Origin of the sequence: Delftia sp. Lp-1, from assembly GCF_020523835.1 — a bacterium.
GTDB classification, from domain to species: domain Bacteria; phylum Pseudomonadota; class Gammaproteobacteria; order Burkholderiales; family Burkholderiaceae_C; genus Comamonas; species Comamonas acidovorans.
This window is the reverse complement of sequence record NZ_JAJALJ010000001.1, coordinates 3,438,817-3,450,615: the sequence shown is the minus strand read 5'-3', so window position 1 is coordinate 3,450,615 and position 11,799 is coordinate 3,438,817. Positions and strand designations below refer to the sequence as shown.

The window sequence follows — 11,799 nt, the reverse complement described above, 5'->3', positions numbered from 1 at the left end:
ATGTTCAGGCATTTTTGCCTGGACGCTGAAAAGCCGTGCTAGAATCGCTTTCTCGAACAAACACAGGCGCGTAGCTCAGCTGGTTAGAGCACCACCTTGACATGGTGGGGGTCGTTGGTTCGAGTCCAATCGCGCCTACCAATTTTCCATTGCCAGATGGAATGCAAAAAGCCTTCTGATCACTCAGAAGGCTTTTTTGTTTGTGCGTTCTCCCCGTGGTCTTGCCTTGGCCTGTCTTGTGATCGAACATGCATCACTTTGGGAGACATGGATGATCAAGACAGTTTCGCCCGAGGCGGCCGCGTCGGCCAGCGTATTGATCAACCAGCGCATTGCCGAGCTGGGCGGCTGGCGCGGCGAGGTGCTGGCGCATGTGCGCCGGCTCATCGTGCAAACGCTTCCGGACGCGGTGGAAGAGTGGAAATGGTCGGTGCCGGTCTGGTCGTGCAGTGGCATTCTGTGCACGGGCGAGGCCTACCAATCGGCCGTGAAGCTCACCTTTCCCAAAGGCGCATCGCTGGCCGACCCGCAGCACCTGTTCAACGCCAGCCTTGAAGGCAAGGTGCGCCGTGCCATTGATATCCGCGAGGGCGAGGAGATCGATGCGCAAGCGTTCAAGGACTTGGTGCGCGAGGCGGCCGCCCTCAACGAGGCGGCTGCCAGGAAGAGGCCGCCGAAAGGATGAAGGTCCGCGCTCAGGTGCCGATGCCGGCCTGTGCCTGCAGGTAGTCGTTTTGCAGCAGGTACATGCGGATGGCGTTGCGGTACTGGCCGTTGGCGAAGAACTCGTCGATCAGCACGCCTTCCTGCACGAAGCCTATGCGCGCGTAGATGTGGATGGCCTTCTCGTTCTCCTGGTCCACATGGAGAAAGATCTTGTGCAGGTTGAGCGTCTTGAAGCCATAGTCCAGCGCCAGCCGCGTTGCCTGGGCTGCGATGCCCTGGCCTTGCTGCTCGGGGGCGATGATGATCTGGAATTCGGCGCGCCGATGGATCAGGTCGATCTCCACCAGCTCGACGAGACCGGCGCGATCGCCCTGGTGCTCGACGATGAAGCGGCGCTCGGTCTGGTCGTGCACGTGGGCGTCATAGAGCGCGGAAAGCTCGTCGAAGGTCTCGTAAGGCTCCTCGAACCAGTAGCGCATGATGGCGGCGTTGTTGTTGAGCAGATGCACGGAGCGCAGATCTTCGCGCTCCAGGGGTCTCAGGCGGATGCTGTGATTCATGCGCTCATTGTGCGAGAGCCGCGGTATCCGGCTGCAGGCCACGGATTACCAGCCGGTAGATCAGGTCGGCCGCCGTGTCGTAGTCGTCGGCGGTCAGTTCCGGCCGGCCCAGCAGCAGTGCGAACTGGGCCTGCTGGTCGGCATAGGCCTGGGTCACGGACCAGAGGATGAACATCAGGTGGGTAAAATCCACGCGGGCAATCTTGCCCTGCGCCACCCAGCGCTCGAAGGCCTGCACGTCTGCCGCCAGCGCCGGGCCCACCTGGCTCGCTATGGCCTGTCCGAAGCGGGGCGCGCCAGCCATCACCTCGCGCGTGAAGACACGGGAGCCATGGGGCCGCTCGCGCGAGGACTGCAGCTTGGCCCGGATGTAGATGCGCAAGGCCTCCGCAGGGTCGTCGCCGCGCAGCAGGTCGGACATGCCGGCCAGCCACTGCGTCAGCACGTCGCCCAGTACGCGCAGGTACAGCTCCTCCTTGCTGGCGAAGTAGTACAGCAGGTTGTGGCGGCTCAGGCCGGCGTCGTGCGCGATCAGTTCCAGCGATGCGCCTTCGAAGCCGTATTGCGCAAAGTGAAGTTCGGCCGTCTGCAGGATGTTCAGTTCCTTGCGCAGGCGTGCCGCCGTGGGTTTGCGCGTGGCCGATCGCGCCAGGGAAGGGGGCGCATTGTCAGAAAGGGTTGCCATTGCGCAGATGGTAAGTCGGGATAAGTGGCGCCATTTTGGTGCGATTGTCTGGCATCTTTCTTGCTGACGACTTTCTGGGTGATTTTACTGATTGGTAAATTTTTTCACCCGCGTAAATTCCGTTCCACCCCCAGTGCGCCCGACAAGAGGCGTCACTTACACATGCGAGGACCACGATGAAACCTCCGAAGACTGTGTTGTTGGATCCGGGGCCGTTCAGGAGTCCTTCCTGCGGCCCGCCTTGCGTTGTCCGAGATGGCCCGGCGTGCACCTGCATGCCGCGGCCCCTTTCACGCCCTCAATCCTGACTCTGGAGGATGCACCATGGATAGCCCCGCGCAACGCGCCTGCGGCATTGCCGCCGGCCGACTGAACCTGGCCGATTACGCGGCCAATTTCTCCGACGCCCATCCCGCTCTGAACCGTTCCCAGGCCTTGATCGAGGCCGAGCGCTGCTACTACTGCTATGACGCGCCGTGTACCACGGCCTGCCCCACCAGCATCGATGTACCGGCCTTCATCGCCCGCATTGCCCAGGACAACGTCCGTGGCGCGGCGCGCGAGATCCTGACGGCCAATCCGCTGGGCGGCATGTGCTCCCGCGTCTGCCCCACGGAGCAGCTGTGCGAGCAGGCCTGCGTGCGCAATACCCAGGAAGACAAGCCGGTCGAAATTGGTGCATTGCAACGCTATGCGACCGATGCCTTCATGGCCTCCGATGGTGCACCGCTGTTCCAGCGTGCCGCCGCCACGGGCAGGAAGGTGGCCGTGGTCGGGGCAGGGCCTGCCGGCCTGACCTGCGCCCATCAGCTGGCGCTGCAGGGCCACGAGGTGGTGCTGTTCGATGCCCGGCCCAAGCTGGGCGGGCTCAATGAATACGGCCTGGCCAGCTACAAGACCCCCGGTGATTTTGCGCAAAAGGAAATCGACTGGCTGCTGTCCGTGGGCGGGATCACGCCGCGCAACAACCAGCGGCTGGGGCGAGATTTCACGCTGGATTCGCTGCTGGCAGAGCATGACGCCGTGTTCCTCGGCCTGGGTCTGGCGGGCGTCAACGCGCTGGGCGCGGCCGAGCCGCAGGCCGAAGGCTTGCGCAATGCGGTGGACTTCATTGCCGACATCCGCCAGGCGGCCGACAAATCCACGGTGCCGGTGGGCCGGCGCGTAGTGGTGATCGGCGGCGGCATGACGGCGGTGGATGCATCCGTGCAGGCCAGGCTGCTGGGCGCCGACGAGGTCACCATGTTCTATCGCCGGGGCAAGGATGCGCTGTCTGCCTCCTGGGTGGAGCAGGAATGGGCGCAGACCCATGGCGTCAACCTGCGGCTGTGGGCCGCGCCCCAGGAGATCCTGGTGCAGGACGGCAAGGTCTGCGGCGTGCGCATGGCCAGCACCCGCATGGAGGGCGACAGGCTGCAGGTGACGCAGGAGGTGTTCGACGTGCCGGCCGACATGGTGCTCAAGGCCATTGGCCAGACCTATGTGGCCACGCCGGCGGGCGCGGCCATTGCCCTGCGTGACGGCCGCATCGACACCGACGACGAAGGCCGCACCAGCGTGCCGCGCGTTTGGGCCGGCGGCGACTGCCGCGCCGGTGGCCAGGACCTGACCGTGCAGGCGGTGGAGCACGGCAAGGTCGCCGCGCGAGCCATGCACCAGGCGCTGACCAGCGCCGTGGCGGCCGGGGTTTGAGCGGCTGTGCCCGCGCTTTTCAAGGAGCATTGACATGGCAGACATCAGCAGCCGCTTTCTGGGCATTTCCAGCCCCAATCCGTTCTGGCTGGCCTCGGCCCCGCCCACGGACAAGGAGATCAACGTCACCCGCGCATTCGAGGCCGGCTGGGGCGGCGTGGTGTGGAAGACGCTGGGCGAGGACCCGCATGTGGTCAACGTGAACGGGCCGCGCTACTCCACCCTCATGGCGCAGGACCGGCGCGTGATGGGCCTGAACAACATCGAGCTGATCACCGACCGGCCGCTGCGCACCAACCTGGAGGAGATGACCCGCGTGAAAAAGGCCTGGCCTGACCGCGCGCTGATCGCCTCGCTGATGGTGCCCTGCGTGGAGGAAAGCTGGAAGCGCATCCTGCCCATGGTGGAGGACACCGGCGCCGACGGGCTGGAGCTGAACTTCGGCTGCCCGCACGGCATGAGCGAGCGCGGCATGGGCGCGGCCGTGGGCCAGGTGCCCGAGTACATCCAGATGGTCACGCAGTGGTGCAAGCAGTACAGCCGGCTGCCCGTGATCGTGAAGCTCACGCCCAACATCACCGACGTGCGCTTTCCCGCGCGTGCGGCCAAGGCCGGCGGCGCGGATGCGGTGTCCCTGATCAACACCATCAACTCGCTGATGGGCGTGAATCTGGACACCCTGGTCATGCACCCCAGCACCGACGGCCAGGGCTCGCACGGCGGCTACTGCGGCCCGGCCGTCAAGCCCATCGCCCAGAACATGGTGGCCGAGATCGCGCGCGATCCGCAGACTGCGGGCCTGCCCATCTCGGGGATCGGGGGCATCACCACCTGGAAGGACGCGGCCGAATACATTGCGCTGGGATGCGGCAATGTCCAGGTGTGCACGGCGGCCATGGTCTACGGCTTTCGCATCGTGCAGGACATGTGCGACGGGCTGTCCAACTACATGGACGCGCACGGCTTTGCGCGCATCGAGGACTTCCAGGGCCGGGCCGTGCCCACGGTCAGGGACTGGAAGGACCTCAACCTCAACCACATCGACAAGGCCGTCATCAATCAGGACAGCTGCATCCAGTGCGGGCGCTGCCACGTGGCCTGCGAGGACACCTCCCACCAGGCCATCACCTTCAGCAAGGAGGGCGGTGTGCGCCGGTTCGAGGTGGATGACACCGAATGCGTGGGCTGCAACCTGTGCGTGTCCATCTGCCCCGTGCCCGAGTGCATCACCATGCGCAGCCTGCAGCCGGGCGAGGTGGACCCCCGCACCGGCCAGACGGTCACCGGGGAGTATGCGAACTGGACCACGCATCCGAACAACCCCATGCGCCAGGCCGTGACGGCGCAGGGCTAGAGGGGGCATTGCGGCAGGTCGGCGCACGGCCCGCATCCGGGCCGACCTGGCACGAAATGCGCTTGATGGAAAAGGTCAGACCCTGGATCAGCAATGGATTGGTGATTTCTCTCTTCGAGAAGGAGCTTCGCAATGTCGCATGCCCCGCATTCCGGTGAGTCCACAGGCAGCCTGTGGAACCACGACCTCGCACCCACGCTGCCTAGCCAGCGCACCTGGACCTGGTACCACTTCGCCGCCCTGTGGATAGGCATGGTGATGTGCATTCCGGCATACACCTTGGCCGCCAGCATGATCACGAACGGAATGTCGTGGTCGCAGGCGGTGATGACGGTGTTCCTGGGCAATCTCATCGTGCTGATTCCCATGCTGCTCATCGGCCATGCCGGGGCCAGGTACGGCATTCCCTTTGCCGTGCTGGCCCGTGCCTCGTTCGGCACCCATGGCGCCAAGCTGCCGGCCTTGCTGCGGGCCCTGGTGGCCTGTGGCTGGTACGGCATCCAGACCTGGTTCGGCGGCATGATGATCTACACCCTGCTGGGCGTGCTGCTGGGCCATCCGCTGGAAGGCGAGAAGATCGCGGGCCTGGGCATCAATGTGGGGCAGCTGGTGTGCTTTCTGGTGTTCTGGGCGATCCAGTTCTACTTTGTGGTGCATGGCATCGAGTCCATCCGCAAGCTGGAGACCTGGACAGCGCCGCTCAAGATCCTGATCTGCTTCGTGCTGCTGGGATGGGTCTACCAGAAGGCCGGCGGCTTCGGCCCCATCATGGAGCAGCCTTCGCAGTACGCGCCGGGCGGCCCCAAGGCGGGCCAGTTCATGTCGGTGTTCTGGCCGTCGCTGACGGCCATGGTGGGCTTCTGGGCCACGCTGGCCTTGAACATTCCGGACTTCACGCGCTTTGCCAAGTCGCAGAAGGACCAGGTGGTGGGCCAGGCCATCGGCCTGCCGGTGCCCATGGGGCTGCTGGCCATGCTGGCGGTGGTGGTGACCTCGGGCACCGTGGTGATCTACGGCAAGGCCCTGTGGGACCCCGTCGATGTTGCCAGCCGCATGACGGGGGCGGCCGTGCTGATCGCGCTGATCGTGCTGCTGATCGACACCGTGAGCGTGAACCTGGCGGCCAACCTGGTCGGGCCGGCCTATGACTTCTCCGCCCTGGCGCCCAAGAAGATCAGCTACCGCGTGGGTGGCTACATGACGGTGGCCATTGCCATCGTGATGATGCCCTGGAAGATCCTGGAATCGACCGAGGGCTACATCTTCACTTGGCTGATCGGCTACTCGGCCCTGCTGGGGCCGATCGCGGGCATTCTGATGGTGGACTACTTCCTGGTGCGCAAAAAGCAGCTGGTGGTGGAAGACCTGTACAGGGAAGAGGGCGTCTACCGCTACTCCAACGGCTGGAACTGGGTGGCCGTGGCGGCCTTCGCCCTGGGCGTGGCGCCCAACCTGCCCGGCTTCCTGCACGCGGCGTTCCCCGCTGCATTCCCGAACGTGGGTGATTTCTTCAAGCATGCCTATGACTACGCATGGTTCATCGGCCTGTTCATTGCCGGCGTGGTCTACCGCATCGGCATGGCGGGCCAGGTGACCAAGGGCGCACCCGCGCTGAGCAAGGCATAGGCCGGACCAACCAACAGGAGGCATGACGCTATGGGTCAATCACAGGGTTCGGTATGGGTGCGTGGCGGCACGGTGGTGAATGCAGACCGGCAGGAGAAGGCCGATGTGCTGTGTGTGGATGGGGCGATTGCGGCCGTGGGGCCGGATGTGGCGGCCCTGGTGCCGGCCGGGGCGCAGGTGATCGATGCCTCGGGGCAGTTCGTCATGCCCGGCGGCATCGATCCTCACACCCACATGCAACTGCCCTTCATGGGCACGGTCACGGCCGATGACTTCTACACCGGCACGGCGGCGGCGCTGGCCGGTGGCACCACCAGCATCATCGACTTCGTCATTCCCGATCCGCAGGAGCCGCTGCTGGACGCCTACCGCAAATGGCGCGGCTGGGCCGAGAAGGCTGCGGCCGACTACTCCTTCCACGTGGCCGTCACCTGGTGGAGCGACAGCGTCCATGCCGACATGGGTACGCTGGTGCGCGAGGAGGGCATCAACAGCTTCAAGCACTTCATGGCCTACAAGAACGCCATCATGTGCGACGACGAAACCCTGGTGAACAGCTTCAAGCGCGCGCTGGAGCTGGGCGCCATGCCCACGGTGCATGCCGAAAACGGCGAGCTGGTCTACCTGCTGCAGCAGGAAGTGGCCAAGATGGGCATCACCGGGCCCGAAGGCCACCCGCTGGCCCGCCCGCCCATGGTGGAGGCCGAGGCGGCCAACCGCGCCATCGCCATCGCCGGCGTGCTGGGCGTGCCCATCTACGTGGTGCACGTCAGCTGCACCGAGGCGGCGCAGGCCATTGCCGCTGCCCGTGCGCGCGGCCAGCGTGTGTATGGCGAGGTGCTGGCCGGCCATCTGGTGATCGACGAAAGCGTGTACCGCGACCCCGACTTCGCCAAGGCGGCGGCCCACGTGATGAGCCCGCCCTTCCGGGCCAAGGGCCACCAGGAGGCCTTGTGGCAGGGCCTGCAGTCGGGCCAGCTGCACACCACGGCCACCGACCATTGCACCTTCTGCGCCGCGCAGAAAGCCATGGGCCGGGGCAACTTCGCCAAGATCCCCAACGGCACCGGCGGCGTGGAAGAGCGCCTGGCCGTGATCTGGGATGCGGGTGTGAACACCGGCCGGCTGACGCCCAGCGAATTCGTGGCCATCACCTCGGCCAACACCGCCAGGCTGTTCAACATCTATCCGCGCAAGGGCTTGGTCGGCGTGGGGGCCGACGCCGATCTGGTCGTCTGGGACCCTGCCGCCACCCACACCCTGTCGGTCAAGACCCAGCATTCCAAGGGCGACTACAACATCTTCGAGGGGCGCACCGTGCAAGGCATGCCCAGCCACACCATCAGCCAGGGCGTGGTGGCCTATGCGCAGGGCGATCTGCGTGCCGAGATGGGCAAGGGGCGCTATATCAAGCGCCCGGCCTTCGGCCCCAACTTCGACGCGGTGCAGCGCCGCGCCGCCACGCTGCAGCCCACGGCCGTGGCGCGCTGAAGCCCGCATGACAAGGAGACCGCAATGGATGCAGATACCCAAGTGAAGCAGGACATCGCGCAGCTGCGCGTCAACGGAAGCCGGCTGTGGGATTCACTCATGGAGCTGGCGCAGATCGGCGCCACGCCCAAGGGCGGCGTCTGCCGCCTGACGCTGACCGACCTGGACCGCCAGGGCCGTGATCTGGTGACCCGCTGGGCGCGCGAAGCGGGCATGACGGTGACCATCGACAAGATCGGCAACGGCTTCATGCGCCGGCCCGGGCGCGACAACAGCCTGCCGCCCATCATGACGGGCAGCCACATCGATACCCAGCCCACGGGCGGCAAGTTCGACGGCAACTACGGCGTGCTGGCGGGGCTGGAGGTGGTGCGCACGCTCAACGACCACGGCATCGAGACCGAAGCGCCCATCGAGGTGGCCTTCTGGACGAACGAGGAGGGCTCGCGCTTCGTGCCGGTGATGATGGGCTCGGGCGTGTTCGCCAATGCCTTCACGCTGGAGCATGCCTATGCGGCCACCGACTCCGAAGGCAAGACCGTCAAGGGCGAACTCGAGCGCATCGGCTATGTGGGCAGCCAGGAGCCGGGCGACCACCCGATCGGCGCCTACTTCGAATCCCACATCGAACAGGGCCCGGTGCTGGAGGACAACGCCAGGACCATTGGCGTGGTCACCGGCGTGCTGGGCATTCGCTGGTATGACTGCGTGGTCACGGGCATGGAAGCCCATGCCGGCCCCACGCCCATGGCACTGCGCAAGGATGCGCTGCAGGCCGCCGCGCAGCTCATGCAGGAAGTGGTGGCCTGCGCCCACCGCCATCCGCCCCACGGGCGCGGCACGGTGGGCATGGTGCAGGTCCATCCCAACAGCCGCAACGTGATCCCGGGGCAGGTCAAATTCAGCATCGACCTGCGCAACGCCACCGATGCCGACTGCGAAGCCATGGACGCCGACATCCGCGCCGTGGCCGACCGCATCAGCCGGGAAACGGGCCTGCCCATAGCGATCAACCTGGTGTCCAGCTACCCCGCCCAACCCTTCCATGCCGACTGCGTGGATGCGGTGGCGCGCGCCGCCAAGGCCCTGGGCTACTCGCGCATGCCCGTCGTCTCGGGCGCCGGGCATGATGCGGTCTACATGGCGCGGCTGGCACCGGCCGGCATGGTATTCATCCCCTGCAAGGACGGCATCAGCCACAACGAGATCGAGGACGCCACGCCGGCCGACATCACCGCAGGCTGCAATGTGCTGATGCACGCCATGCTGGAACGCGCCAGGGTGCTGTGATCGGAAAAACTGCGCAACTTGCCCGGAAGCCCTGTTTTGCACTGCTATACTTGCGGCTTCAACAAACGACAGGCGCGTAGCTCAGCTGGTTAGAGCACCACCTTGACATGGTGGGGGTCGTTGGTTCGAGTCCAATCGCGCCTACCAAACAAAGCAGTCTCACCAGGGGCTGCAAAAAATCCCGCTTCAAGCGGGATTTTTTTTGCCCTGACGGCGGCGAGGCGGCAAGGCAGCCATTCGCTCTGTCGCATGCGTTGATCACCATCAGGGTTACTGCTGCGCCAGGTGCTGTGTGCGCTGCCTAGAATCTGTTGCAGTGCAATAGATCAATTGCCCGTACAGCACGTACAAGAGGAGAAGCATTGCAATGCAAGAGACGACAACAGCCGCCGCCCCCAGCGCCCAGCGCGTGATCAAGAAATACCCCAACCGCCGTCTCTATGACACCAACACGTCCTCCTACATCACGCTGACGGAAGTCAAGCAGCTGGTAATGAGCAACGAGCCCGTGGTGGTCAAGGACGCCAAGAGCGGCGAAGACCTCACGCGCAGCATCCTGCTGCAGATCATTCTGGAAGAAGAGGCCGGCGGCGCGCCCATGTTCTCCGAGACCGTGCTGGCCAACATCATCCGTTTCTACGGCCATGCCATGCAGGGCTACATGGGCTCCTACCTGGAAAAGAACGTGCAGATGTTCACCGACTTCCAGAACAAGCTGGCCGAGCAGGCCCAGGGCACCTCGCCCGAGGCCTGGAGCCAGTTCATGCGCATGCAGCCGCCCGCCATGCAGAACATGATGAGCAGCTACATGGAGCAGTCGCAGAACATGTTCACCCAGATGCAGGACCAGATGCAAAAGCAGACCGAGCAGATGCTGGGCGCGCTCGGGATCAAGCGCAATAGCTGAGCTTGCAGGGATAAGTTCAGGGGCGGTTTACCAAGTTCTCGCAGAACTGGGACAATATCGCCCCTATGACCCCCACGAGCGACGCAACAACCATGACAACCCCTGCAGGCGCGGCCGCTCCGCGCGTGGGCTTCGTGTCTCTTGGGTGCCCCAAGGCACTCACGGACTCCGAACTCATCCTTACCCAGCTCAGCGCCGAGGGCTACCAGACCTCCAAGACCTTCGAGGGCGCTGACCTGGTGATCGTCAACACCTGCGGCTTCATCGATGACGCCGTGCGCGAGAGCCTGGACACCATTGGCGAGGCGCTGGCCGAGAACGGCAAGGTCATCGTCACGGGCTGCCTGGGTGCCAAGGCGGGCAAGGATGGCGGCAACCTGATCCAGGAAGTGCACCCCAGCGTGCTGGCCGTGACTGGTCCGCACGCCACGCAGGAGGTGATGAATGCCGTCCACACCCATCTGCCCAAGCCGCACGATCCCTTCATCGACTTGGTGCCGGGCGCCTTTGGCGAGGCGGGCATCAAGCTCACGCCCAGGCACTACGCCTACCTGAAGATTTCCGAGGGCTGCAACCACCGCTGCACCTTCTGCATCATTCCCTCCATGCGCGGCGACCTGGTTTCGCGTCCGGTAGGCGATGTGCTCAAGGAGGCGCGTGCGCTGTTCGAGGGCGGCGTCAAGGAGCTGCTGGTGATCAGCCAGGACACCTCGGCCTATGGCGTGGACGTGAAGTACCGCACGGGCTTCTGGGACGGCAAGCCGGTCAAGACGCGCATGCTCGAACTGGTGCAGACGCTGGCCGAGATCGCCGAGCCCTATGGCGCCTGGGTGCGCCTGCACTATGTCTATCCGTACCCTAGCGTGGACGAGATCATTCCGTTCATGGCCACGGGCCGCGTGCTGCCCTATCTGGACGTGCCTTTCCAGCACAGCCATCCCGATGTCTTGAAGCGCATGAAGCGCCCCGCCAACGGCGAGAGGAACCTGGAGCGCCTGCAGCGCTGGCGCGAAATCTGCCCGGATCTGGTGATCCGTTCCACCTTCATCGCGGGATTCCCCGGCGAGACCGAGCAGGAGTTCGAGCACCTGCTGCAGTTCCTGCGCGAGGCGCAGATCGACCGCGCGGGCTGCTTTGCCTACAGCCCGGTCGAAGGCGCTGCCGCCAACGAGATTCCCGGCATGCTGCCCCTGGAAGTGCGCGAGGAGCGCCGCGCGCGCTTCATGGCCGTGGCCGAAGAGGTTTCCACTGCGCGCCTGCAAAAGCGCGTGGGCCAGACCATGCAGGTGCTGGTGGACAAGTCCGTGGGCCTGGGCAAGAAGGGTGGCGTGGGCCGCAGCTATGCCGATGCGCCCGAGATCGATGGTCTGGTGCACCTGCTGCCGCCCGAGAAGGCCAGCAAGACCTACAAGGTGGGCGACTTCGTGAAGGCGCGCATCGTGGGCACGCAGGGCCACGACCTGGTGGGCCAGCCTGTGTAAGGCCTGCATTCGCATCCCTGAAAAGCGGGCAAGGTTTTCCTTGCCCG

Annotated in this window: 10 protein-coding genes and 2 tRNA genes; 10 read left to right on the top strand and 2 right to left on the bottom strand. The window is 65.0% G+C overall.

The features are described from left to right. Positions 1-64 precede the first annotated feature (64 nt). Positions 65-141: transfer RNA gene (locus LGR64_RS15510), tRNA-Val, on the top strand. A 130-nt stretch (positions 142-271) separates the two neighbouring features. Further along, positions 272-685, top strand: coding sequence for a DUF1801 domain-containing protein (locus LGR64_RS15505; protein ID WP_141833785.1), 414 nt, complete (start codon positions 272-274; stop codon positions 683-685). 10 nt (positions 686-695) lie between these two features. Here LGR64_RS15505 and speG read toward each other — a convergent pair whose 3' ends face one another. Together speG and LGR64_RS15495 are read right to left on the bottom strand one after the other, a co-directional pair. After that, complete coding sequence (gene speG / locus LGR64_RS15500) at positions 696-1,226, bottom strand: spermidine N1-acetyltransferase (RefSeq protein ID WP_012204707.1); 531 nt, start codon at positions 1,224-1,226, stop codon at positions 696-698. A 4-nt stretch (positions 1,227-1,230) separates the two neighbouring features. Further along, positions 1,231-1,911 (bottom strand): TetR/AcrR family transcriptional regulator, encoded by a 681-nt coding sequence (locus tag LGR64_RS15495; protein WP_013803152.1) that lies wholly within the window; start codon positions 1,909-1,911, stop codon positions 1,231-1,233. A gap of 324 nt (positions 1,912-2,235) precedes the next feature. Here LGR64_RS15495 and LGR64_RS15490 point away from each other — a divergent pair, with 324 nt between their 5' ends. The 8 genes from LGR64_RS15490 to rimO all read left to right on the top strand — a co-directional run bounded on the left by LGR64_RS15490 (position 2,236) and on the right by rimO (position 11,752). Next, on the top strand, positions 2,236-3,603 hold the full coding sequence (locus tag LGR64_RS15490; RefSeq protein WP_230355995.1) for an NAD(P)-dependent oxidoreductase: 1,368 nt from the start codon (positions 2,236-2,238) through the stop codon (positions 3,601-3,603). 34 nt (positions 3,604-3,637) lie between these two features. Then, positions 3,638-4,957, top strand: coding sequence for an NAD-dependent dihydropyrimidine dehydrogenase subunit PreA (gene preA / locus LGR64_RS15485; protein ID WP_013803150.1), 1,320 nt, complete (start codon positions 3,638-3,640; stop codon positions 4,955-4,957). A gap of 132 nt (positions 4,958-5,089) precedes the next feature. Next, positions 5,090-6,583 (top strand): NCS1 family nucleobase:cation symporter-1, encoded by a 1,494-nt coding sequence (locus tag LGR64_RS15480; RefSeq protein WP_013803149.1) that lies wholly within the window; start codon positions 5,090-5,092, stop codon positions 6,581-6,583. A gap of 30 nt (positions 6,584-6,613) precedes the next feature. Then, positions 6,614-8,074: a dihydropyrimidinase gene (hydA, locus tag LGR64_RS15475; protein ID WP_141833781.1), complete on the top strand. Its 1,461-nt coding sequence runs from the start codon at positions 6,614-6,616 to the stop codon at positions 8,072-8,074. Between the two features lie 24 nt (positions 8,075-8,098). Next, positions 8,099-9,364, top strand: a complete 1,266-nt coding sequence (locus tag LGR64_RS15470) for a Zn-dependent hydrolase (RefSeq protein WP_230355993.1) — start codon at positions 8,099-8,101, stop codon at positions 9,362-9,364. A 70-nt stretch (positions 9,365-9,434) separates the two neighbouring features. Then, positions 9,435-9,511: transfer RNA gene (locus LGR64_RS15465), tRNA-Val, on the top strand. A 220-nt stretch (positions 9,512-9,731) separates the two neighbouring features. Beyond that, on the top strand, positions 9,732-10,271 hold the full coding sequence (phaR, locus tag LGR64_RS15460; RefSeq protein WP_043819348.1) for a polyhydroxyalkanoate synthesis repressor PhaR: 540 nt from the start codon (positions 9,732-9,734) through the stop codon (positions 10,269-10,271). Positions 10,272-10,363: 92 nt separating this feature from the next. Beyond that, on the top strand, positions 10,364-11,752 hold the full coding sequence (gene rimO, locus LGR64_RS15455; RefSeq protein WP_016453016.1) for a 30S ribosomal protein S12 methylthiotransferase RimO: 1,389 nt from the start codon (positions 10,364-10,366) through the stop codon (positions 11,750-11,752). Positions 11,753-11,799 lie beyond the last annotated feature (47 nt).

Excerpts from the sequence above, each read along its gene's own strand:
- phaR (WP_043819348.1), top strand. The coding sequence starts at position 9,732 with ATGCAAGAGACGACAACAGCCGCCGCCCCCAGCGCCCAGCGCGTGATC.
- speG (WP_012204707.1), bottom strand. The coding sequence starts at position 1,226 with ATGAATCACAGCATCCGCCTGAGACCCCTGGAGCGCGAAGATCTGCGC.
- LGR64_RS15495 (WP_013803152.1), bottom strand. The coding sequence starts at position 1,911 with ATGGCAACCCTTTCTGACAATGCGCCCCCTTCCCTGGCGCGATCGGCC.
- rimO (WP_016453016.1), top strand. The coding sequence starts at position 10,364 with ATGACAACCCCTGCAGGCGCGGCCGCTCCGCGCGTGGGCTTCGTGTCT.
- LGR64_RS15490 (WP_230355995.1), top strand. The coding sequence starts at position 2,236 with ATGGATAGCCCCGCGCAACGCGCCTGCGGCATTGCCGCCGGCCGACTG.
- hydA (WP_141833781.1), top strand. The coding sequence starts at position 6,614 with ATGGGTCAATCACAGGGTTCGGTATGGGTGCGTGGCGGCACGGTGGTG.
- LGR64_RS15480 (WP_013803149.1), top strand. The coding sequence starts at position 5,090 with ATGTCGCATGCCCCGCATTCCGGTGAGTCCACAGGCAGCCTGTGGAAC.
- LGR64_RS15505 (WP_141833785.1), top strand. The coding sequence starts at position 272 with ATGATCAAGACAGTTTCGCCCGAGGCGGCCGCGTCGGCCAGCGTATTG.
- LGR64_RS15470 (WP_230355993.1), top strand. The coding sequence starts at position 8,099 with ATGGATGCAGATACCCAAGTGAAGCAGGACATCGCGCAGCTGCGCGTC.
- preA (WP_013803150.1), top strand. The coding sequence starts at position 3,638 with ATGGCAGACATCAGCAGCCGCTTTCTGGGCATTTCCAGCCCCAATCCG.